The organism is Pseudomonas sp. PDM17 (assembly GCF_014851985.1).
Classification (GTDB): Bacteria; Pseudomonadota; Gammaproteobacteria; order Pseudomonadales; family Pseudomonadaceae; genus Pseudomonas.
In genome coordinates this window covers 335,660-357,302 of record NZ_JACVAT010000003.1, presented here as the reverse complement: position 1 = coordinate 357,302, position 21,643 = coordinate 335,660, and the positions used below count along the sequence as shown (strand labels likewise).

Annotated in this window: 18 protein-coding genes; 10 read left to right on the top strand and 8 right to left on the bottom strand. The window is 66.3% G+C overall.

Annotated features, from left to right (window positions below; all coding sequences use genetic code 11):
- Nucleotides 1–42 precede the first annotated feature (42 nt).
- The 6 genes from IB256_RS11890 to IB256_RS11865 form a co-directional block, all read right to left on the bottom strand.
- Nucleotides 43–2,127 carry an EAL domain-containing protein gene (locus tag IB256_RS11890; RefSeq protein WP_192293005.1) on the bottom strand — a complete coding sequence of 695 codons (2,085 nt, stop codon included), beginning with the start codon at nt 2,125–2,127 and terminating at the stop codon, nt 43–45.
- A gap of 65 nt (nt 2,128–2,192) precedes the next feature.
- Complete coding sequence (locus IB256_RS11885; protein ID WP_192293003.1) at nt 2,193–4,001, bottom strand: molecular chaperone; 1,809 nt, start codon at nt 3,999–4,001, stop codon at nt 2,193–2,195.
- A gap of 128 nt (nt 4,002–4,129) precedes the next feature.
- Entirely contained in the window at nt 4,130–5,107 is a 978-nt protein-coding gene (locus IB256_RS11880; protein WP_192293001.1) for an HPP family protein, read from the bottom strand.
- A 75-nt stretch (nt 5,108–5,182) separates the two neighbouring features.
- Complete coding sequence (gene asd, locus IB256_RS11875; RefSeq protein WP_192292999.1) at nt 5,183–6,052, bottom strand: archaetidylserine decarboxylase; 870 nt, start codon at nt 6,050–6,052, stop codon at nt 5,183–5,185.
- 3 nt (nt 6,053–6,055) lie between these two features.
- A complete protein-coding gene (rhdA, locus tag IB256_RS11870; RefSeq protein ID WP_192292997.1) occupies nt 6,056–6,868 on the bottom strand; it encodes a thiosulfate sulfurtransferase in 813 nt (270 codons plus the stop codon).
- A 115-nt stretch (nt 6,869–6,983) separates the two neighbouring features.
- Nucleotides 6,984–8,507, bottom strand: a complete 1,524-nt coding sequence (locus tag IB256_RS11865) for an HDOD domain-containing protein (RefSeq protein WP_225601724.1) — start codon at nt 8,505–8,507, stop codon at nt 6,984–6,986.
- A 121-nt stretch (nt 8,508–8,628) separates the two neighbouring features.
- On the opposite strand from IB256_RS11865, the gene motA reads away from it, so the two are divergent.
- Together motA and motB are read left to right on the top strand one after the other, a co-directional pair.
- Nucleotides 8,629–9,480, top strand: a complete 852-nt coding sequence (gene motA / locus IB256_RS11860; protein WP_081515523.1) for a flagellar motor stator protein MotA — start codon at nt 8,629–8,631, stop codon at nt 9,478–9,480.
- Between the two features lie 15 nt (nt 9,481–9,495).
- Entirely contained in the window at nt 9,496–10,545 is a 1,050-nt protein-coding gene (gene motB / locus IB256_RS11855) for a flagellar motor protein MotB (RefSeq protein WP_192292995.1), read from the top strand.
- Between the two features lie 97 nt (nt 10,546–10,642).
- On the opposite strand, the gene rsgA is transcribed toward motB, so the two are convergent.
- Nucleotides 10,643–11,674 carry a small ribosomal subunit biogenesis GTPase RsgA gene (gene rsgA, locus IB256_RS11850; RefSeq protein WP_184595179.1) on the bottom strand — a complete coding sequence of 344 codons (1,032 nt, stop codon included), beginning with the start codon at nt 11,672–11,674 and terminating at the stop codon, nt 10,643–10,645.
- An 89-nt stretch (nt 11,675–11,763) separates the two neighbouring features.
- Here rsgA and orn point away from each other — a divergent pair, with 89 nt between their 5' ends.
- Entirely contained in the window at nt 11,764–12,306 is a 543-nt protein-coding gene (gene orn / locus IB256_RS11845; protein ID WP_081515526.1) for an oligoribonuclease, read from the top strand.
- Between the two features lie 99 nt (nt 12,307–12,405).
- Here the strand turns inward: orn and queG are convergent, their stop codons facing one another.
- Entirely contained in the window at nt 12,406–13,467 is a 1,062-nt protein-coding gene (gene queG, locus IB256_RS11840) for a tRNA epoxyqueuosine(34) reductase QueG (RefSeq protein ID WP_192402671.1), read from the bottom strand.
- A 104-nt stretch (nt 13,468–13,571) separates the two neighbouring features.
- Between queG and IB256_RS11835 the strand changes: the two genes are divergently transcribed.
- From IB256_RS11835 to hflX, 7 genes are all read left to right on the top strand, one after another.
- On the top strand, nt 13,572–15,068 hold the full coding sequence (locus tag IB256_RS11835) for an NAD(P)H-hydrate dehydratase (RefSeq protein ID WP_192402669.1): 1,497 nt from the start codon (nt 13,572–13,574) through the stop codon (nt 15,066–15,068).
- Nucleotides 15,056–15,523, top strand: coding sequence for a tRNA (adenosine(37)-N6)-threonylcarbamoyltransferase complex ATPase subunit type 1 TsaE (gene tsaE, locus IB256_RS11830; RefSeq protein WP_081515528.1), 468 nt, complete (start codon nt 15,056–15,058; stop codon nt 15,521–15,523). Before IB256_RS11835 ends, tsaE begins: the two co-directional genes overlap by 13 nt.
- A 7-nt stretch (nt 15,524–15,530) precedes the next feature.
- The gene (gene amiB / locus IB256_RS11825; RefSeq protein WP_081515529.1) at nt 15,531–16,961 is read left to right on the top strand and encodes an N-acetylmuramoyl-L-alanine amidase AmiB; all 1,431 of its coding nucleotides are present in this window, start codon (nt 15,531–15,533) and stop codon (nt 16,959–16,961) included.
- Nucleotides 16,958–18,859, top strand: a complete 1,902-nt coding sequence (mutL, locus tag IB256_RS11820) for a DNA mismatch repair endonuclease MutL (protein ID WP_192402667.1) — start codon at nt 16,958–16,960, stop codon at nt 18,857–18,859. Before amiB ends, mutL begins: the two co-directional genes overlap by 4 nt.
- Nucleotides 18,860–18,954: 95 nt before the next feature.
- Nucleotides 18,955–19,917, top strand: coding sequence for a tRNA (adenosine(37)-N6)-dimethylallyltransferase MiaA (miaA, locus tag IB256_RS11815; RefSeq protein WP_192402665.1), 963 nt, complete (start codon nt 18,955–18,957; stop codon nt 19,915–19,917).
- Between the two features lie 106 nt (nt 19,918–20,023).
- The gene (gene hfq / locus IB256_RS11810) at nt 20,024–20,272 is read left to right on the top strand and encodes an RNA chaperone Hfq (protein WP_017520393.1); all 249 of its coding nucleotides are present in this window, start codon (nt 20,024–20,026) and stop codon (nt 20,270–20,272) included.
- Nucleotides 20,273–20,284: 12 nt separating this feature from the next.
- Complete coding sequence (gene hflX / locus IB256_RS11805) at nt 20,285–21,586, top strand: ribosome rescue GTPase HflX (RefSeq protein WP_081515532.1); 1,302 nt, start codon at nt 20,285–20,287, stop codon at nt 21,584–21,586.
- The last annotated feature ends 57 nt before the right edge of the window (nt 21,587–21,643 follow it).

The following is a 21,643-nucleotide window of genomic DNA, read 5'->3' as shown; positions in this document are numbered from 1 at the left end:
AGCCGCCCCTTGGGGCGGCTTTCTTGTTTCTGCCGGTCGGAATCACTCGTCCGAAGCGAAGTCGTAGTCCATCGCCTGGCTCGGCCCCTGCAGGTAGCGGCCCTGGATGTAGTTGGCGCCGGCCTGCCACAGGGTGGCCAGCGCGGTGGCGCTTTCCACCATGGGCACGATGGTCAGCTTGGCCTGGGCGTGCAGGCTGGCCATCAGGGTCTTCAGGTTTTCCTGGTTCTCCGGGATGTTCAGGTCTTGCACGTAGGAGCCGTCGACCTTCACGAAGTCGACGTTCATGTGCTTGAGCGTGTTGAACGGGTTGAGCGCGCAGCCGAACTGGCAGAGTGCGATCTGGCAGTGCAGCTCGGCCAGGCCCTGGCTCAGCACCTTGGCCTGGCGCAGGAAGGCGATGGCGTCCGGTTCGCTGATCTGGATGATCAGGGCGTCGGCCGGCAGGCGCGAAGCCTTGAGTGCCACGCTCAGCCACGGCAGCAGTTCCGGGTCCTGCAGGCTGGAGCTGGAGAGGTGCACGAAGAGTTTGGTCTCGTGTCCCTTGGCGCGGTGCTCGGAGAGCAGCTTGATGGAGTTGAGCAGTACCCAGCGGTCGATCTTCTCGGCCAGCCCGCTGGCCTTGGCGGCGTTGAGGAAGTCAGCCGGCGGCACTTCCTCGCCCTGCGGGTTGAGCAGGCGCAGCAGCACCTCATAGTGTTCGTGGGTGTCGCCGCGCAGGCTGATGATCGGCTGGAACAGCAGGCGGAAGCTGTTCTGCTCCAGCGCCTGGCGGATGATTGCGCTGATGTCGCCACGGTAGGCGGCGGCGGCCAGTTCATCGGCCGGGTTGAAGACCTTCAGGCCGTTGCCGTTCTTCTGCGCGACCTCGTCGGCGCCGCGGTGGGCGCGTTCGATGACTTCCTGGGCGCGGGTGGTCTTCTCGTCCAGCCCGGCCGTGCCGATGGACAGGGTGACCTGGGCGCTGCGACCGTGGATGTCGAACAGGTGGCCTTCGATTTTCTTCAGCAGCGAGTGGAAGCGTGGCGCGGAGTGCTCCGGCGCTTCGCCCGGCAACAGCACGGCGAATACGTCGTCGCTCAGGCGCGCCAGCTGGGCCGGCTCGGGGAATTGCCCGCGCAGCAGGTTTCCCAGGTCCGCCAGCAGCAGGTCGATGCTGGCGACGCCCAGGTCCAGTTGCAGCGCCTGCGCGCGGTCTAGCTGCATATAGGCGAAGGTGGCCGGCTGGCCGGCGGTCACCGCGCGCTCCACGGCGCTGTCCATCAGGTCGAGGAAATGGGCGCGGTTGTACAGGCCGGTGACCAGGTCCTGGCTGCTGACTTCGCGGAGTTTTTCCTCGAGCTGGGCGTTGTCGGATTCAGCGCGGATCACCACCTGGATGCACGGCTCGCCGTCGTAGGTGGCGGGCGAGAAGGTCATGCGCGCGGCGAAGGCCTGACCGTCGCTGCGGATACCGCTGCAGGCGAGGTCGGCGTTGTCCTCGGTGCTTTCCTTGGAGAGATGGTAGCCCTTGAGGAAGTCCTTGAAATTGGCCTGGTCGCAGCCGGCGATCAGGTCGATCATCGGCATGCCTTCCAGCTCCTCGGCGTCCTCGTAGCCGAACAGGCCGACGTAGGCGCGGTTGGCGTAGATGTGCATGCCGTCGTGGACGTAGGTGATGGCGTCCACCGAGCTGTCCAGCAGCAGCTGGCAGCGCTTCTCCGCTTCGCGCAGGGCAACTTCGGCGGAGCGGCGGGCACGGCGTTCCTCGAGGTTGGCCAGCTCGCGGTTGGCCACCAGGATCAGGCGCTCGTCCTCGCCTTGCGGCAGGGCATCCTGCGCGCCGAGGGCGAGGGCCTCGGTCACGGCGTCGGACTCCGTGCCGCTGACCAGTTGGATGAAGGGGATGTCCTTGGCCTGGCGGCGGATGGCGCCCAGCGCTTCGCTCGGGTCCAGCGCCTCGGCTTCCGGGGCTGCGATCAGCAGGTCCCAGCCCTGGGGCAGGATGTCCGTCAGGTCTTCACTGGAGGTGATGCGGTGGACGCGGGTCGCACGACCGGCGTTGCGGAACAGGCTGACCAGGCGCTCGGCTTCGTTCTGCGAGTCTTCCAGGATCAGCAGGCGGATGGTTTTCTTTTCATTGGCCATGAGGAAGGCTGCTTATACCGCGCTGGACGGCAGCAAAAAGGCGACGAAAGGGAAGTCCCCGGAATCTACAGAGACTTCCACAGCGAGTCAAAGTCTTCCTCCCCGCCGGGGCCGCGAGCGTTCGGGGCTGTGATGGGCTTATCGCTCGGTGCGCCGGCTGAATCCTGTGCCTGGTATTCGAACTGGGTGAAGCTGGCGGTGGCGGTGACCTTGCGTGTCAGGGTGGCGCGGCGTTCGTCCCCATGCAAATTGAGCTGCACGCGGTTACCTTCCTGGAAGGGCAGGCGCGGTGTGATGACCGTGGCCGGGCGGGAAATCGCGGCGATCTCCGGCAGCAGCAGGGCACGCAGGTACTGGCTGCCCTGTTCAGTCTTGCGCAGCAGTTGCAGGCCACAGGGTTGGGCGAGCGGGGCGATCAGTTCGATGCCCATCTGCGTGCCGCCGCCTCGGACCTGGCGGATCCAGCGCACCACGGCGACGCTCCAGCTGTGCTCCGGGGTGTCCTGGATGCCCAGAATCTCGCCGGCCTGCAACTGGCTGGGGATGTCCTTCGGCCAGGTCAGGCAGTAGCCGCCGGGACTGTGGTTGACAATGGCCAGTGTGTGCACCGGGTAATCGTCGCGCGGAGTCTCCGCCGCCACGCCCAGACCGCTCTCGTCGGTGGCGCGCGGTGCGGTGTACTCGATCTCTTCCAGCGGCATGCCGGGTTGCCAGTCGTTGAGCTTCTGCGCGTCGAAGGCATCGGACCAGGCATCTTTCACATCGGCCTTGAAGGTCGGTATCTGCTCCTGCACCTGGATTTTCAGCAGGTCATTGAAGTTTTTACGGCCAGCGAGGAAGTAGTGCAGGGCGCTCATGCCGATGCACAGGGTCAGTTGGCCCTGGCCGGGGGTGCGGTGGAAGGTGCGCTCGGCGATGTCGCCCCAGGCTGCGGCGAGGTGCTGCAGAAGGTCGACGCTGACGCCCTCGGGCACCTTCAGGCGCGCCTGTGCTCGGTTTTCCGGCGGCAGCAGCAGGTATTCACGGATCACGTCCACCAGCGGTTGCGGGTCGATGCCCAGGCTGCCGGCAAGGTCGCTTTCCTTGAACAGGGTGCGGTAGCGCGGCGGGCCATCCACCTGCGGAACCACCACGAACAGGGTGGAGGGCGCATCGGCGGTCTGCACTTTCACCAGCGCAGCCCAGCCTTCGAGGACTTCGGCGACGCGGGCGATGTTGTTCTGGCGCATCTGGTTGCAGCGCGCCGAGCCGAGCATCAGCGCCACCAGGTAGGACTGCTCGATGGACAGGCCCTGGGCCTGGCGGGCCAGCGCGTCGCGTACCGGGGTGTGCTGCAGGCCGTGCTGACGGGCCAGTTGGTAGAGCTGGTGGAGTTCCAGCCAGAGGTTTTCCGGCACCGGGCAGTACAGCTGCGAGGCGCGCACCAGCGGACCGCAGAGGCTGCGGATGGCGCGCTGGATGGCGGCGGTCATGGTCTGGGCGCGCTCGCGGGTGAAGCGCGAGGCTTCGCGTACGACGATCAGCTTGTAGCCGATGGCCAGGTGGTTCTGCAGCGCCTGACAGAGGTTGGCGACCTTGCGCGGACGCTCGTCCAGGACGATGGACTGGTTGAGGAAGTGGCGTTCCAGGTTATGGCAGACAAAGTGCACTTCCGGGCGGAACAGTTCCAGCAATTGCAGGCGCGTCTCGACCGGCAGCTTGAGCTGGTTGAGCTCGATCAGCCCCTGATAGAGCTGGCGGGCCGTTTCACCGAGGTTGGCCTTGGGCAGGTGATCCAGCCAGTTTTTCAGCTCGCGCGTGTTGGCGTTGCAGAAGCTCAGGCTCTCGTGCGTCGGTGTGGGGACACGTAGAAACTGCTGGGGACTGTTGTCCATGGTGGGAATGGTTTCTCCACAAGCCGGCTCGTTGTACGAACCGGCTGGTCATAACTGTCGGCTTTTTCCGAACTCTAGCAGCATCCGTCGCCCGCCGCAGCCCATCGCCCGGATGGTGCGCGGACAGGTCACGCCAGCGGTGTTTCGCCTTTGATCTGCCGTTGCAGGGCGTTCTTCGCCGAGTCCTGCGCCGTGCTGCGTACCCAGCCGTCGCCCTGGGCGATCACCGGATGGGCGGCCCAGTCGAGTAGGTCCTGGCGCCGGCAGACGCCGGTGTTGCCCTTGCCGGCGCCGGCCACCACCTTGTAGACCACCTGGTCCTGGCGGCCGCGCTTGTCCGGGTGGTCGTCGATCACCTGTCGCACGGCCCAGGCGTCGCCGCTCAGGGCGTTGCTGTAGCTGGCGCCGAGCAGGACATCTTCCGGCGTCAGGCGCTGAGCCTGGGCGTGCTCCTGGGCCAACTGGAGGATCTTCAGCAGGTCGTCGAACTGCACGTCGATGAACGAATCCATCTTGCGCAGCGCATGGTAGAGGTCTTCCGGAGACGGGCCGGCGGGCAGCTTCGGCGAGTCCGGCAGGCGTGCCAGCGGCGCGGGGTAGCGACGCCAGGCAAACAACCCATTGAACAGGATGGCGACGAGGAGAATCAGCACCACGTTGAGCAGCACCGGGCTGAGCACGTAGTGGAAGCCCAGCGCGGTCACGGCCGGGCCGCCGGAGACGGCGGCCAGCGCGGTGGCGCCGCCCGGCGGGTGGATGCAGCGCGCGTAGTGCATGACCAGGATCGCCGCGCCCACGGCGAGGGCGGGGGTGAAGGGCTGGTCGGGAAAGAGCTTCTGGCAGATCACCCCGACGATGGCCGAGAGGACCTGCCCGCCAAGCACGGCCCAGGGCTGCGACAGGGCGCCATGAGGCACGGCGAACAGCAGCACGGCGCTGGCGCCCATGGAGGCGACGACCCAGATGGCTGCTTCGCCGGGCAGGACCCAGTGGGTGACGGCGTAGATGGCGGCGATGCCGCACAGCGCTCCGATTGCGGAGAGCCATTTTTCCAGATGACTGGTGGCATTTGCCCGCCAGCCGAACAGGTGCAGGAAGCGTTTCATGGCAGGGAACTGGCACGATGAGGCGAAAAGCGTTGGCGGGCGACTCATTGGCCGCCCGCCTTATAAGAGTGGGCGTCAGCCCTGGCGCGCGCCACCCAGGCGCTCGCCCATGCGCACGGCGGTGCTGGCAGCGAGGTTTTCCGCCCAGCTGACCTGCTCCGGACCGAACAGTACGATGGCGGTGGAGCCCAGCTTGAAGCGGCCCAGTTCGGCGCCTTTCTCCAGGTGGATCGGTGCGCGGGAAGCTTCGTCGTAGGCGAAGGACCTCAGCTCGCGCTTGGGCGGAGTAACCAGGCCGGCCCAGACGGTCTCGATGGAGGCGACGATCATCGCCCCGACCAGAACCACGGCCATCGGCCCGCGCTCGGTGTCGAAGATGCACACCACGCGCTCGTTGCGGGCGAACAGCTCCGGCACTTGCTCGGCGGTCAGCTGGTTTACCGAGAACAGGCGGCCCGGCACGTAGACCATCTCGCGCAGGGTACCGGCCAGCGGCATGTGCACGCGGTGGTAGTCCTTGGGCGACAGGTAGACGGTGGCGAACTCGCCGCCCATGAAGGGCGCGGCGCGCTCGGCGTCGCCGCCCAGCAGTTCCATCAGGCTGTAGCTGTGGCCCTTGGCCTGGAACACGCGGCCGTGCTCGATCGGGCCGAGCTGGCTGATGGCGCCGTCGGCGGGGCAGAGCACGGAGCCTGCGTTTTCATCCAGCGGACGCGCGCCGTCCTTCAGGGCGCGGGTGAAGAAGGCGTTGAAGTGCTCGTAGGCACGCAGGTCCTCGACCTGGGCTTCGCGCATGTCCACCTGGTAGCGACGGGCGAACCAGGGAATCAGGCGGTCCTTGAACCAGGGCGCGCGGCACTCTGCGGCGCAGCCGATCAGGCGCGACAGCAGGTGATGCGGCAGCAGGTACTGGGCGAGGATGAACAGACGATCTTTGAACGACATTCCTTAAACCTCTACGGGGGTGTCGGGATGGTTGCCCCATTCCGACCAGGAACCGGCATAGCCCTTGACCCGCGGATAGCCGAGGGCCTTGGCCACCAGGTAGGTGAAGCCGGAACGGTGGTGGGTCTGGCAGTGGGTGATCACTTCCTTGTCCTTGGTGATGCCCAGGTCCTCAAGGATCTGTGGCATATCGGTACGGATGCGCAGGGCGCGGGCCGGGTCCATGCCGGCGGTCCATTCGAAATTGACGGCGCCGGGGACGTGGCCGGCCTTGGCGGCGAGGACTTTCTGGCCGCTGTACTCGCTGGGATTGCGGGCGTCCCAGACGGCCAGGTCGGCGGCGCCCAGGCGGCTCTGCAGGTATTCGCGGGTGGCGGTGGGCTCGTCGTGCAGGGTCAGCGGCAGGGGGCCGCCGGCTGGTGCCGGGGTGTCCTCGGAGAGCGGCAGGCCGTCGGCGAGCCAGGCGTGCAGGCCGCCGTCGACGTAGTGGTAGTTGTGATGGCCGATCACGTCCAGCAGCCAGATGAAGCGGCCGGCCCAACCGCCGCCTTCGTCGTCGTAGACCACGTAGACAGCATCGGGGTTGTGGCCCAGCTCGCCGAACAGAGCTTCCAGGTCGGCCTTGGCCGGCAGCAGGCCCGGTGCCGGCCCGCCGAGCTGGGTACGCGCGGGGGCAATGAAGCGGGCGCCGGGAATGTGGCCCTGCGCATAGCGCGCGGCGCTGGTCAGGTCGACCAGGATCAGGTCGGGGGCGTCGAGGCGGCTGGCGAGGTCAGCCGGTTCGATCACCAGGGGCAGGGCGGAGAAGGCGGACATGTCGGGGTCTCCCGGCGGGAACGGTGGGGGGAGGCAACGTGAGCAGGCGCCCTGGGCTACCCCGTGAGGGCGGTTAGTTTAAAGGGGACGCGGCGGGGCGCAAACCTTTCGCGGATCAGGTGCCCCGCGCCATCTGCTTCACCGCGTGCTCGATGCACTGCACGGTGCGGCCGAAGGCCTGGGCGTGCAGGTCCGCCAGCGGCTGGCCATTGCGGTCGCAGACGACCAGCATGACCACCCGCGCGCCGTTGCCCAGCGAGCGCAGCAGCAGGTGTTCGCTGGGGATCAGCGCCTTCAGCGCGCCGGGAATCAGCGCTGAGAACTCGGCCATGTTGGTCGGGCTCAGGCGCAACTGACCGGGTTGTTGCAGGAGTTTTCGCAGTACCGGGCTGGCGGCGACTTCCAGCTTGAAGTCGCCGACCCCACCGTCCAGGCCGAAGTCCCGGCGCGCCTGCAGCCAGCTGCCGCCCTTGTCGGCCAGCAGGATCATGCCGCGTTGCAGCCCGCAGGCCTGCAGGGCGTCGCTGGCGCAGTCGAGCAGTTGCACGGCGTTGCCGAACGGGCTGGGCGTCTGCATCAGGCGGGTGCAGTGCTGGCGCCATTGCGCCAGGGTGTCTGGCGCCTTGGTCGGCTCTTCGGCCCTCGGGCCGTTGAGCCAGCGACGCGCTTCCCAGGGCCAGAGTAGCGCCTCGGCCGGGTGCCAGAGCAGGGGGCGGGCGTGGCGCCGGGCGCTCTGCGCGGCGAGGCCGTGGACGGTCTGCTGCAGCTCCTCCAGCGGCATCTGCAGGTACAGACTGGTCAGGCGCTGCCAGCGCAGCATGTGCACGCCGCCCCAGGACTGGTGCGCGGCCATGGCGATGCTGTTGGCGAGAAGGATCGTGTTGGCCGGTCGGGTCAGCCAGCGCTGCAGCTCCGGGTCGGCGTCCAGGCGCTGCTGCTGGCCCAGTGCATCGTGTTCGGTGTGGGCGACGTGCAGGGCGCGCACCAGCAGGCGCTTGTCGTCGCTGAGCAGGGCGTAGCCCTGGCCGACCCAGTCCGGCAGTCGCCAGCTGTCGGCCAGTGCTCGACACAATGGTAACAGGCGGGTGCCGAGCAGTTCTTCCTCGACTTCGCTGCTGCAGCGGCCCAGGCCGTAGACCTGGCGTTGCCAGTTCTCCATCAGCTCCGGTCGGGCGGTGGCCAGCGCCCACAGTGGCGCCAGGGTGAACAGGCTGCCCCAGTGGATTTCCTGCCAGAGCCGCGCCAGGCGGTTGGCGAACAGGCCGCTGGCCTGCTGCATGGCGTGGCGGCTGATCAGCAGCAACTGGTTCAGCGCACGCGGCATCTGCGCCTCGGGCACTGCGGGCAGGCTGTCGAGCAACTGGCTGGCGCGACTCAGGCCCAGGCGGTTGAGCGCGACCTCCAGGCTTTCCGCCGGATTGTCCCGGGCACTCTGCGCGCGGTTGGCTTCGCGCAGGATGGCGAAAGCCAGTGTCGGCGCGTCCTGCAGCAGGTCGGCGATGTCACGGATCGAGCGCCGGCTATCGTTCAACGCACGGCGAATATCGTCGCGCTGCTCCAGCGGAACTGGCAAAGGCAGGTCTTCCAGCTGCGTGAGCCAGGCCTTGAGACGCTCTGGATGAAGCATTTGCTTGGGCATGCGTGAGGCGCCGAACTGGTTTTTAGTGTTTTCGGCCTATAGTCTTGCCCGAAATCTCCGATAACAACAGGGAGGCGGGAAACTTGCCTCCCTTTCTGTTCACCGTTTCAGTCCGGTCCCCATGGCAAAAATCATCGGCATCATCGTTCTCATGGCCAGCGTGCTCGGCGGCTACATGCTCTCCGGCGGCAAGATCGCGGCCATCATCCAGCCGTTCGAGGTGCTGATCATCGGCGGCGCCGCGCTGGGCGCGTTTCTCCAGGCCAACCCTGGCAGCACCTTCATGACCGTGCTGAAGAAGGCGCCGAAGATGTTCGGCAACCGCTTCACCCACACCTTCTACCTGGAAGTGCTGGGCATGCTCTACGAAGTGCTCAACAAGAGCCGTCGCGAAGGCATGATGGCCATTGAGGCCGACGTCGAGGACCCCGCCGCCAGCCCGATCTTCAGCAAGTACCCGGCGGTGCTCAAGGACGAACGCATGACCGCGTACGTCTGCGACTACCTGCGCATCATGTCCTCCGGCAACATGGCCCCCCACGAGCTGGAAGGCCTGTTCGACATGGAACTGGGCAGCCTCAAGGAAGACCTCGAACACCCGGCCCATGCGGTGACCCGCGTGGCCGACGCCCTGCCGGGCTTCGGTATCGTCGCGGCGGTACTGGGCATCGTGATCACCATGGCCTTGCTCGGCCAGGGCAGCCAGGCCGAGATCGGCCACCACGTCGCCGCGGCGCTGGTGGGTACCTTCCTCGGTATTCTCGCCGCCTACGGCTTCGTCGGCCCGCTGGCCAACGCCCTGGAGCACGATGCCAAGGAAGAGCTGAACCTCTACGAATCGATCAAGGCCTGCCTGGTGGCTTCCGCCTCCGGCATGCCGCCGTCGCTGGCCGTCGAATTCGGCCGCAAGGTGCTGCTGCCGGCGCATCGTCCGAGCTTCAGCGAGCTGGAGCAGGCCGTTCGCGGTCGCTGATAGGTCGTCTGACGCATGGATAACAACCAGCCGATCATCGTCAAGCGCATCAAGCGCTACGCCGCCGGCCATCATGGCGGTGGCTGGAAGATCGCCTTCGCCGACTTCGCCACCGCCATGATGGCGTTCTTCCTCGTACTCTGGCTGCTGTCCTCGGCCACGCCGGAGCAGAAGAAGGCCATCTCCGGCTATTTCCAGGACCCCATCGGTTTCACCGAGAGCGCCAGTCCCTACGTCATCGACCTGGGCGGCACGCCGACGCCGGCGCCGGACAAGACCCTGAACCCGCAGATCCAGGCTCAGCCGGACGCCGACGAGACGCGGATCAACCCGGACGAGAACGCCAAGGTCACTGAGCAACAGGCCCAGGACGTCGCCGAGCAGGTCGAGAAGGAGCGCCTGGAGTTGCTGCTGCAGGAGCTGCAGAACAAGGTCGACGAGAACCCGACGCTAAAGCGCTTCAAGGACCAGATCCTCTTCGAAATCACCCAGGACGGCCTGCGCATCCAGATCGTCGACTCGGACAACCGGCCGATGTTCGACCTGGGTAGCGCGCGCCTGCAGCCGTACTTCGAGGACATCCTGCTGGCGCTGGCCGAGACCATCAGGCAGGTGCCTAACAAGATCAGCATCAGCGGCCACACCGACGCCAAGCCTTACGCGGGCAATGGCGATTTCGGCAACTGGGAACTCTCGGCCAATCGCGCCAACGCCGCGCGCCGTGCGCTGGAAGCCGGCGGCTACCCGGAAGACCAGATCGCCCGCGTGGTCGGTTATGCCTCCTCGGCGCTGTTCGATCGCGACAAACCGCTCAACCCGGTGAACCGCCGCATCGACATCATCGTCCTGACCAAGAAGGCCCAGCGTGCCATCGAAGGCCAGGATGGTGGGGCCGACAAGCCTGCCGAGGGCGCCGCTCCGGGTGCGCCGGCACCCAACGGAGCGCCGGCCAAGCCGGCGGCCGGGCAGGGGGATCCGTTGCCGCCGGACCAGCTCAAGCAGAAGCTCAACCTGTTCGACGACGGCGGAACGCTGAAACTCGACGAGCTGAACAAGCAGCAGTGAGAAACCAGAAGGCCAGCTGAAAAGCTGGCCTTCTTCGTTGTGGCTGGATTACGGAGATGCTTGCGCCTGCAGGACAGGGCAAGGGGTTATCCGCCGATCAATACTCGTCTTCCGGCAGGCTCGCGAGGATGTGCCGGTAGCTGGCCATCCGCTGCGGCGAGATGCGCCCGTCTTCCAGCGCCTTGAGCAGCGCGCAGCCCGGTTCGCGGTCGTGCTTGCAGTCGCGGAAGCGGCAGTGGCCGAGCAGGTCGTGGAACTCGATGAAGCCCGCTTCCACATCGTCGCGGCTGACATGGCCGAGGCCGAATTCTCGGATGCCGGGGGAGTCGATCAGGTCGCCGCCGGCGGGGAAGTGGAACAGCCGTGCGGTGGTAGTGGTATGGGTGCCCTTGCCGGTGACTTCCGAGAGGTCGCCGACGCGGGTGTCGACGCCCGGCAGCAGTGCATTCACCAGCGACGACTTGCCCACGCCGGACTGCCCGACGAACACGCTGACGTGCTCGTTCAGCGCGGCGCGCAGGGCGTCCAGCGCCAGGCCATTGGCGGCCGAGACCTCCAGCAGCGGGTAGCCCAGCTCGCGGTAGGTGCCCAGCAGCGAGTCGAGGAAGGGTGCATTTTCCTCGTCGATCAGGTCAGCCTTGTTCAGCAGCAGCAATGGCTTGATGCCCGCGTGCTCGGCAGCCACCAGGTAGCGGTCGATCAGGTTGGCGTGGGGCTCGGGGCGCGGCGCGAAGACAATGACGATGCGATCGACGTTGGCCGCGACTGGCTTGAGCACGCCGCGCATGTCCGGGCGGCGCAGCTCGGAGGTGCGCGGCAGCTGCGCGACGATCACGCCGATGCCCTGATTGCCCGGGCGCCAGACCACCTGGTCGCCTGTCACCAGCGGCGGCAGGTTGGCGCGCAGGTGGCAGCGGAACACCTGGCCGGCGGCGTCGCCGTCCTGGGCCTCGACTTCCACCTGCACACCGAAGTGGGCGATCACCTGGCCGGTCTGTTCCGGGCCGAGGTCGCCGCCTTCCAGTTCTTCCAGGGCGCGCGACTCGCGCTTCGCCGCGCGCGCGGCGCGTTCTTCCTGGACTTTTTCGATCCGCCAGCTCTGCCGGCGGGTGAGGTGACGCTTGGCCATAGGGTATCCACAGGGAAAATCGCGGCGGAGTTTAGCATGCGGCGGCGTGCTTCCCGCTAAACTAGAGGGCTGAGCTGAGGAGCCCCATCATGCAGAACCCGCAGAACCTGATCTGGATCGACCTGGAAATGACCGGGCTGGACCCGGACAAGGACGTTATCATCGAGATGGCGACCATCGTCACCGACAGCGACCTGAACATCCTCGAGGAAGGCCCGGTGATCGCCGTGCACCAGAGCGAGGAGCTGCTCGCCGGCATGGATGAGTGGAACACCCGCCAGCACGGCCAGTCCGGCCTGACCCAGCGCGTGCGCGAAAGCACCATCTCGGCTGCCGAAGCCGAGGCGATGACCATCGCCTTCCTGGAAAAGTGGGTGCCCAAGCGCAGCTCGCCGATCTGCGGCAACAGCATCTGCCAGGACCGCCGCTTCCTCTACCGCCACATGCCGAAGCTGGAAGGCTACTTCCACTACCGGAACCTGGACGTCTCCACCCTCAAGGAACTGGCTGCGCGCTGGGCGCCGGCGGTGCGTGACGGTTTCAAGAAAGGCAACACCCACCTGGCCCTGGACGACATCCGCGAGTCCATCGCCGAGCTGCGCTACTACCGCGAGCACTTCATCAAGGTCTGACTGGCGCGAATCTGCTCGTGCAGGAGCGCGCTTGCTCGCGAACAACCTCCGCTGCGGGGCTGCTCGCGAGCAAGCGCGCTCCCGCGAAAGGCCTTCGCGTCAAACGTTGTGCCGGCGCAGCGCCCACTTCACATGCTCGCGCACCAGTTCCGACGGGAACTCCCGCCGCGCGCGCAGCGCTTCGATCACCGGGATGGTCGACGGTGCATTGCCCAGCCCCACGGCCAGGTTGCGCAGCCAGCGCTCGTAACCGGCGCGGCGGAGTGGCGAGCCCTCGGTGCGGCTGAGGAATTCCTCTTCCGTCCACAGGAACAGCTCCGCCAGCGCGGCGTTGTCCAGGCTGTGGCGCGGCTGGAAGTCGCCCTGGTCGGTGGCGCGGGCGAAACGGTTCCACGGGCAGACCATCTGGCAGTCGTCGCAACCGAACACGCGGTTACCGATCAGCGGGCGCAGGTCTTCGGGAATCGGGCCCTTCAATTCGATGGTCAGGTAGGAAATGCAGCGCCGCGCATCCAGCACATAGGGCGCCACGAAGGCGGCGGTGGGGCAGATGTCCATGCAGGCCGAGCAGCGCCCGCAGTGCTCCGTGCCGTGAGGCTGGTCCACCGGCAGCGGAAGGTCGGTGAACAGCTCGCCGAGAAAGAAGTAGCTGCCGGCCTTGCGGTTGAGCACCAGGGTGTTCTTGCCGATCCAGCCCAGGCCCGATTGCTCGGCGATGGCCTTCTCCAGCACCGGTGCGCTGTCGACGAAGGCGCGGAAACCGAACGGCCCGACCCGTTGCTGGATGCGTTCGGCCAGTTGCTGCAGGCGCTTGCGGATCAGCTTGTGGTAGTCGCGGCCCAGCGCGTAGCGCGAGACATAGGCCTTCTGCGGATCACCCAGAACCTGCGCCATGCGCGTGTCGCCGGGCAGATAGTCCATGCGCAGCGACACCACCCGCAGGGTGCCGGGCACCAGTTCGTCGGGCCGCCAGCGCTTGCTGCCGTGGGCGCCCATGTAGTCCATTTCGCCGTGGTAACCCGCCTCCAGCCAGCGCTGCAGGTGTTCGCCGTGGGCCTCGAGATCGAGCCCGCTGATGCCAACCTGCTGGAAGCCGAGTTCGCGCCCCCAGTCCTTGATGGAGAGGGCGAGGTCGGCATAGTCGAGTGTCGAATCGTGCATGGAAGGCGAGAAAGGGAAGTCCGGGTGCGTATAATTCTGCCAGACCTTGCCGGCGTCGGCCCGTCCGTACGCCAAGGCGACACATTCTGCCGCCCGGAACAGCGATGACTGCCCACGACGATCTGCCCCTGAATCTGTACAGCGCCCAGCAGGTGCGTGACCTCGACGCACGCCTGATCGCCGCCGGCACGCCCGGCTTCGAGCTGATGCGTCGCGCCGCCCATGCCGCCTGGCGCGCCCTGCGTCGCCAGTGGCCGGAGGCCGGCGAGATCACCGTGCTGGCCGGCCATGGCAACAACGCCGGCGATGGCTACCTGATCGCCGCACTGGCCCTGCGCGCCGGCTGGCGCGTGCGCGTGCTGGCGGTGGGCGATGCTTCCCGCCTGTCAGGCGATGCCGCCTCGGCCCATGGCGAAGCGCGTTCGGTCGGCGTGGATATCGAAGCCTGGACCGGCCATGCCGAGCTGCGCGGTGTGCTGGTGGACGCGCTGCTGGGCACCGGCCTGGGTGGCGAGGTGCGCGAGCCTTATGCCTCGGCCATCGCTGCGATCAACGCCAGCGGCCTGCCGGTGCTGGCTGTGGACATTCCTTCCGGTCTGAGCGCCGACACCGGGCAAGTGCTGGGTTGTGCGGTGCATGCTGGCCTGACCGTGACATTCATCGGCCTCAAGCTCGGCCTGTTTACCGGCAATGGCCCCGATCAATGCGGTGAACTGGTGTTCGACGGGCTCGATGCCGATCCGGCGCTGATTTCTGCGGATGGCGTGGCACGCCGTCTTGCTCCGGCATCGCTGGCTAGCCTGGCCGCGCGCCCGAAGGCCGCGCACAAGGGCCTGTTCGGCCATGCGCTGGTGGTCGGTGGCGATACCGGCATGGGCGGCGCCGTGCTGCTGGCCGCCGAGAGTGCGCTGCGCTGTGGCGCCGGACTGGTGTCCCTGGCGACCCGTGCCGCCCATGTGTCTGCTGTGCTGGCTCGCCGGCCTGAGCTGATGGCGCGCGGTATCTCTTCTTCTGCCGAACTGCTGCGCCTCGCCGAGCGCGCCGATGTCCTGGTGGTCGGTCCCGGCGTCGGTCGCGAAGCCTGGGGGCGTGTGCTGGTCAGCTCTGCGGCGAGCCTGGAGCGCCGGCAAGTGTGGGACGCCGATGCGCTCAATCTGCTGGCTGAAGGCCTGGTCGCACGGCCGTCCGGCGATTGGGTGATTACGCCTCATCCGGCCGAGGCGGCACGTCTGCTGGGCATTTCCACTGCCGAGGTCCAGGCTGACCGACCAAAAGCCGCGCACGCGCTGGCGCAGCGTTATCAGGCTGTGGTCGTGCTCAAGGGCGTCGGCAGTCTGGTCGCTTCCCCGGATGGCCGACTGGTGCTGTGCAATCACGGGCATCCCGCCATGGCAGGTGCCGGGCTGGGTGATGTGCTGTCCGGCATCCTCGGTGCGCTGCTGGCGCAGGGGCTGCCTGCGTTCGATGCCGCCAGCCTGGCGGTCTGGCTACATGCGCGCGCCGGCGAGTCGCTTGGCGCGCAAGGGCGCGGTCTGGCTGCCGCTGATCTGATTCCTGCCGTTCGTCAGTTGCTCGAGGAGCTGTCCCCATGCCTGAACTGAATCTGTTCGCCGACGGCGAAGAGGCCATGGTCGATCTCGGTCGCCGGATTGCCGAAGCGACCGGCGGGCACGGGGTGATCTACCTGCATGGCGACCTGGGGGCGGGCAAGACCACGCTGTCTCGCGGCATCCTGCGGGGATTGGGCCATGGCGGATCGGTAAAAAGTCCAACCTTTACCCTGGTCGAACCCTACGAAATCGGCGACTTGCGCGCCTTCCACTTCGACCTCTACCGCCTTGCCGACCCGGAGGAACTGGAGTTCCTCGGCATCCGCGACTACTTCGAAGGCGATGCCTTGTGCCTGATCGAATGGGCGGAGCGTGGCAAAGGCATTTTGCCAAAGGCCGACATGGACATTACCATTGTTCCGCATGCGGGCGGACGCATGCTGCGCCTCGACCCGCACGGAACACGGGGCGAAGCCTGGTGTGCCGCCCTGGCCACGGGAGCATAGAAAAAAGATGGGTTGGGGGTTGCGCCTTCGGGCGTTGTTTATCGGGGTGTCCGTTCTGCTGGCATTCTTTGCCGGCGAGGTTTCTGCCGCCACGCAAATCAAGAGCGTGCGCATCTGGCGCGCGCCGGACAACACACGTCTGGTGTTCGATCTGTCCGGCCCCGTGCAGCACAGTCTGTTCACCCTGAGTGCGCCCAACCGCATCGTCGTCGACATCAACGGCGCGCAGATGTCCGCCGCCCTCGACAAGCTCAAGCTGAACAACACGCCGATCACCGCGATGCGCTCTGCCCAGCGCTCGCCCACCGACCTGCGCCTGGTGCTGGACCTGAAAAATGCGGTCACGCCCAAGAGCTTCGTGTTGCCGCCGAACCAGCAGTACGGCAATCGCCTGGTCGTCGACCTGTATGACCAGGGCGCCGATATCGCCCCGGACGTCCCTGCGACCCCGACGCCCAGTGTGCCCGCCACGCCGGTCAGCCCGGCGCAGTCGGTGGCGAAGATTCCCGCGCCCAGCAGCGGCGGCAAGCGCGACGTGGTGATTGCCATCGACGCCGGCCACGGCGGCGAAGACCCCGGCGCTCTCGGCCCGAACGGCCTGCACGAGAAGAACATCACCCTGTCGATCGCCCGCGAACTGCAGCGGCAGATCAACCAGATGAAAGGCTTCCGCGCCGAACTGACGCGGACCGGCGACTACTTCATCCCGTTGCGCAATCGCACCGTGATCGCCCGCAAGAAGGGCGCGGACCTGTTCGTTTCCATCCACGCCGACGCCGCGCCCAGCCGCAGTGCCTTCGGGGCCTCGGTGTTCGCCCTGTCCGACCGAGGCGCCACCTCCGAGACCGCGCGCTGGCTGGCCGACACGGAAAACCGTTCCGACCTCATCGGCGGCGACGGCGGCGTGAACCTCGACGACAAGGACAAGATGCTCGCCGGCGTGCTGCTCGACCTGTCGATGACCGCCACCATGTCCTCCAGCCTGGATGTCGGCCATAAGGTGCTGACCAGCGTCGGTCGTGTCACTCCGCTGCACAAGCGCCGGGTGGAGCAGGCCGGCTTCATGGTGCTGAAGTCCCCGGATATCCCGTCGATCCTGGTGGAAACCGGCTTCATCTCCAACCCGAACGAATCCGCCAAGCTGGCCAGCGGTTCGCATCAGCAGGCGCTGGCGCGCTCTATCGCCGCTGGCGTGCGCCAGTACTTCGTGCAGACCCCGCCACCGGGCACCTACATCGCCTCGCTGCGGGACGGTGGTCAGCTGGCTTCCGGCCCGCGTGAATACGTAGTGCGCAGTGGCGACAGCCTGGCGATGGTTGCCAGCCGCTTTGACGTCAGTACCGCCTCGATCCGCAGCGCCAACTCGCTCAAGAGCGACGAGCTGAAGATTGGCCAGGTGCTGAAGATTCCGGGCACCTCCCTGGCGTCGCAGCAATGAGTGACGTGCGCCGAATCCAGCTGCTCACCCCGCGGCTGGCGAACCAGATTGCTGCCGGCGAAGTGGTCGAGCGCCCCGCGTCGGTCATCAAGGAACTGCTGGAAAACTGCCTGGACGCCGGTGCCAGGCGCATCGATGTCGAGGTCGAGCAGGGTGGCGTCAAGCTGCTGCGCGTGCGCGACGATGGCAGCGGTATTCCCGCAGATGACCTGCCGTTGGCCCTGGCGCGCCACGCCACCAGCAAGATCCGTGATCTGGAAGACCTGGAGCGGGTGATGAGCCTGGGCTTCCGGGGCGAAGCGCTGGCCTCGATCAGCTCCGTCTCGCGCCTGACCCTGACTTCACGCACCGCCGATGCCGAGCAGGCCTGGCAGGTGGAGGTCGAGGGCCGCGACATGGAATCCTCCGTGAAACCGGCGGCTCACCCGGTGGGCACCAGCATCGAAGTGCGCGACCTGTTCTTCAACACCCCGGCGCGACGCAAGTTCCTGCGCGCCGAGAAGACCGAATTCGATCACCTGCAGGAAGTCATCAAGCGCCTGGCGCTCGCGCGCTTCGACGTGGCTTTCCATTTGCGCCACAACGGCAAGACCATCCTTTCTCTGCACGAGGCCAAGGACGAAGCGTCCCGCGCCCGCCGCGTGGGTGCCGTTTGTAGCACCGGGTTCCTCGAGCAGGCACTGCCTATCGAAGTGGAGCGCAACGGCCTGCACCTGTGGGGCTGGGTCGGCCTGCCGACCTTCTCCCGCAGCCAGCCGGACCTGCAGTACTTCTACGTGAACGGTCGCATGGTGCGCGACAAGCTGGTTGCCCACGCTGTGCGCCAGGCTTACCGCGACGTGCTGTACAACGGCCGTCATCCGACCTTCGTGCTGTTCTTCGAGGTCGACCCGTCGGTGGTGGACGTCAACGTCCACCCGACCAAGCATGAAGTGCGTTTCCGCGACAGCCGCATGGTTCACGACTTCCTCTACGGCACCCTGCATCGGGCGCTGGCGGAAGTGCGTCCGGACGACCAGCTGGCACCACCGGGAGCGACCACCCTGACCGTGCCGCGCCCGACCGGCGCGGAAGCCGGCGAATTCGGCCCGCAGGGTGAGATGCGCCTGTCCGAGACCGTTCTGGAGGCCCCGGCCGCCGCGCGTACTTGGCAGCCGAGCCCGGCTTCCGGCGGTTCCAGTGGAGGTGGCTACAGTTACCAGCCGAATCGCCCGGAAATGCCACCAATTCAGGAGGCGCAGGGCGCCTACAAGGCCTATTTCGCCCCGCTGCCCGACCAGACGCCACAGGCTCTGCCGGAAAGCAGCCAGGACGTGCCTCCGCTGGGTTATGCCCTGGCGCAGCTCAAGGGCATCTACATCCTCTCGGAGAACGCCCACGGCCTGGTTCTGGTGGATATGCACGCCGCCCACGAACGCATCATGTACGAGCGCCTGAAGACCGCCATGGCCAGCGAAGGCTTGCGTGGCCAGCCGCTGCTGGTGCCCGAATCCATCGCTGTCAGCGAGCGCGAGGCGGATTGCGCGGAAGAACACGGGGCCTGGTTCTCCAGGCTCGGCTTCGAACTGCAGCGCCTTGGTCCGGAAACCCTGGCGATCCGTCAGATTCCGGCGCTGCTCAAGCAGGCCGAGGCCACCCAGCTGGTGCGCGACGTACTCGCCGACCTGCTGGAGTACGGCACCAGCGACCGCATCCAGGCGCACCTCAACGAGCTACTCGGCACCATGGCCTGCCACGGCGCCGTGCGCGCCAACCGCCGGTTGACTCTGCCGGAGATGAACGGCCTCCTGCGCGACATGGAAGTGACGGAGCGCAGCGGTCAGTGCAACCACGGCCGACCGACCTGGACTCAGCTGGGACTCGACGAACTGGACAAGCTGTTCCTGCGGGGACGTTGATTTTCGTAAGCTTGCGTTCAGGAAAGTGCAGTAAACTGCACGCCAATCGATTCAGCAGCTCGCAATAACCCGCAGTCCGTATTAACGAGTCCCCGATGTCCCTTCCTCCCGCGATATTCCTCATGGGCCCCACCGCCGCCGGCAAGACCGATCTGGCACTGGAGCTGGCGCGTCTGCTGCCGGTGGAACTGGTCAGCGTGGATTCCGCGCTGATCTATCGCGGCATGAATATCGGCACCGCCAAGCCGCCGCGCGAGGTGCTGGAGGAATTCCCGCACCGCCTGATCGACATCCGTGACCCCAGCGAGGCCTATTCGGCGGCGGAATTCCGTGCCGATGCGCTGGCGGCCATGGCCGAGATCACCGCGGCCGGGAAGATCCCACTGCTGGTCGGCGGCACCATGTTGTATTTCAAGGCGTTGCTGGAAGGCCTGGCCGATATGCCCGGCGCCGACGCTGCCGTGCGTGCCGAACTGGAAACCTGGGCCGCCGCCGAAGGCTGGGGCGCCCTGCATGAAGAGCTGGTGCGCATTGACCCGGAGTCGGCTGCGCGCATCCACCCCAATGACCCTCAACGGCTTGTCCGGGCCCTCGAGGTGTACCGCGTGAGCGGTATGTCCATGACTGCACACCGCCTTCGCCAAGCGAGTGAAAGTGCGGGTCTTGGCGCGCAAGGCGGTGGACAATTACCGTATACTGTGGCTCATCTGGCGATCGCGCCTCTGCAGCGCCAGGTGTTGCACGAGCGTATTGCGCAACGTTTTGACCAGATGCTGGAACAGGGCTTCATCGCCGAGGTCGAACGCCTTCGCGCAAGGAATGACTTGCACGTGGGGCTGCCGTCCATAAGAGCGGTGGGTTACCGACAGGTATGGGATTACCTCGAGGGCAAACTGTCCTACGCTGAGATGGTGGAGCGCGGCGTCATCGCCACGCGGCAGCTGGCCAAGCGCCAGTTCACCTGGCTCCGCAGCTGGAGCGATCTACACTGGTTGGACAGTCAGGCAAGCGACAATTTGCCGCGTGCCTTGAAATACTTTGAGGCGGTCTCCATATAGGTTCGAGACCTTAATTCCGGCCGTCTATCCTTGGGGTTCAGGACGGCGTTAAGCCAAATTCGACTACTACTAAATCAGTTTTTTACCCTTACAAGGAGTGCGGCATATGTCAAAAGGGCATTCGCTACAAGACCCTTACCTCAATACCCTGCGCAAAGAACGCGTTCCGGTTTCCATCTACCTCGTCAACGGCATCAAGCTGCAGGGTCAGATCGAATCCTTCGACCAGTTCGTCATCCTGCTGAAGAACACTGTCAGCCAGATGGTCTACAAGCACGCTATTTCCACCGTGGTCCCCAGCCGCCCCGTGCGCCTGCCCACCGGTGATCAACCGGCCGAGCCGGGCAACGTTTGACGGGAGTCCGCCTTGTTCTTTGAGCGCCCGGGTGGTGGGGAACGGGCCATTCTGGTCCATCTGGAAGGTCAGGACCCCGAGGCGCGCGAAGACCCGCAGGAATTCCAGGAGCTGGCCCGTTCGGCAGGCGCGGAAGCGGTTGCTTTCGTCAGCATTTCGCGCCATCAGCCCTCAGCCAAGTACCTGATCGGCAGCGGCAAGGTCGAAGAGTTGCACGACCTCGTCCATGCCGAGAAGGTCGAGCTGATCATCTTCAATCACACCCTCACGCCGAGCCAGGAGCGCAACCTCGAGCGAGCGCTCGAATGCCGCGTGCTCGACCGTACGGGTCTGATCCTCGATATCTTCGCCCAGCGCGCCCGTACCCACGAGGGCAAGCTGCAGGTGGAGCTTGCCCAGCTGGAACACATGAGCACGCGTCTGGTACGCGGCTGGACTCACCTTGAGCGCCAGAAAGGCGGTATCGGCCTGCGTGGCCCGGGTGAAACCCAGCTGGAAACCGACCGCCGCCTGCTGCGTGGGCGCATCCGCCAGATCAAGTCACGCCTGGAGAAGGTCCGCAGCCAGCGCGAGCAGGCTCGCCGTGGCCGTCGCCGCGCGGAGATTCCGGCGGTATCCCTGGTGGGCTACACCAACGCCGGCAAGTCCACGCTGTTCAATGCGCTGACCACTTCCGAGGTCTATGCGGCCGACCAGTTGTTCGCCACCCTCGACCCGACCCTGCGCCGCCTGGAGCTGGACGACGTCGGTCCGATCGTGCTGGCTGACACTGTGGGCTTCATTCGCCACCTGCCTCATAAGCTGGTGGAGGCGTTTCGGGCTACCTTGGAAGAATCCAGCAACTCCGATCTGCTGCTGCATGTGATCGACTCCCACGAGCCGGATCGCGATGCACAGATCGAACAGGTGCTGGCGGTGCTGAAGGAAATCGGCGCGAACGAGTTGCCGATGCTCGAGGTGTACAACAAGATCGACCTGCTGCCGGACTTGCAGCCGATGATCCAGCGCGACGAGCTGGGCAAGCCGGTCCGCGTCTGGCTGTCGGCGCGGGAATCGCGCGGGCTGGAGTTGCTGGAACAGGCGATCTCCGAGCTGCTGGGGGAGGACATGTTCGTTGGAACGCTCTGCCTGCCACAGCGGCTGGGACGACTTCGGGCTCAGTTCTTCGAGCTGGGTGCGGTACAGTCGGAGAATCACGACGAACAAGGACGCGCCGTTTTGCAGGTCCGCCTGCCGCGTGTCGAGTTGAACCGCATGGTGAGCCGCGAAGGCTGGCAGCCGGCGGAGTTCATTGCGCAACACACTTTGCAATAAAGCCCGGCACACTGTTTTTGGCAGCGTAAGGGGCATTCGGTAGCATAGGTGGGCGCG

Coding starts and splice junctions, on each gene's coding strand:
- motA (WP_081515523.1), top strand. CDS start 8,629: ATGGCAAAAATCATCGGCATCATCGTTCTCATGGCCAGCGTGCTCGGC.
- tsaE (WP_081515528.1), top strand. CDS start 15,056: ATGCCTGAACTGAATCTGTTCGCCGACGGCGAAGAGGCCATGGTCGAT.
- motB (WP_192292995.1), top strand. CDS start 9,496: ATGGATAACAACCAGCCGATCATCGTCAAGCGCATCAAGCGCTACGCC.
- orn (WP_081515526.1), top strand. CDS start 11,764: ATGCAGAACCCGCAGAACCTGATCTGGATCGACCTGGAAATGACCGGG.
- amiB (WP_081515529.1), top strand. CDS start 15,531: ATGGGTTGGGGGTTGCGCCTTCGGGCGTTGTTTATCGGGGTGTCCGTT.
- IB256_RS11885 (WP_192293003.1), bottom strand. CDS start 4,001: ATGGACAACAGTCCCCAGCAGTTTCTACGTGTCCCCACACCGACGCAC.
- IB256_RS11890 (WP_192293005.1), bottom strand. CDS start 2,127: ATGGCCAATGAAAAGAAAACCATCCGCCTGCTGATCCTGGAAGACTCG.
- hfq (WP_017520393.1), top strand. CDS start 20,024: ATGTCAAAAGGGCATTCGCTACAAGACCCTTACCTCAATACCCTGCGC.
- miaA (WP_192402665.1), top strand. CDS start 18,955: ATGTCCCTTCCTCCCGCGATATTCCTCATGGGCCCCACCGCCGCCGGC.
- IB256_RS11880 (WP_192293001.1), bottom strand. CDS start 5,107: ATGAAACGCTTCCTGCACCTGTTCGGCTGGCGGGCAAATGCCACCAGT.
- mutL (WP_192402667.1), top strand. CDS start 16,958: ATGAGTGACGTGCGCCGAATCCAGCTGCTCACCCCGCGGCTGGCGAAC.
- IB256_RS11865 (WP_225601724.1), bottom strand. CDS start 8,507: ATGCCCAAGCAAATGCTTCATCCAGAGCGTCTCAAGGCCTGGCTCACG.
- queG (WP_192402671.1), bottom strand. CDS start 13,467: ATGCACGATTCGACACTCGACTATGCCGACCTCGCCCTCTCCATCAAG.
- rsgA (WP_184595179.1), bottom strand. CDS start 11,674: ATGGCCAAGCGTCACCTCACCCGCCGGCAGAGCTGGCGGATCGAAAAA.
- IB256_RS11835 (WP_192402669.1), top strand. CDS start 13,572: ATGACTGCCCACGACGATCTGCCCCTGAATCTGTACAGCGCCCAGCAG.
- rhdA (WP_192292997.1), bottom strand. CDS start 6,868: ATGTCCGCCTTCTCCGCCCTGCCCCTGGTGATCGAACCGGCTGACCTC.
- asd (WP_192292999.1), bottom strand. CDS start 6,052: ATGTCGTTCAAAGATCGTCTGTTCATCCTCGCCCAGTACCTGCTGCCG.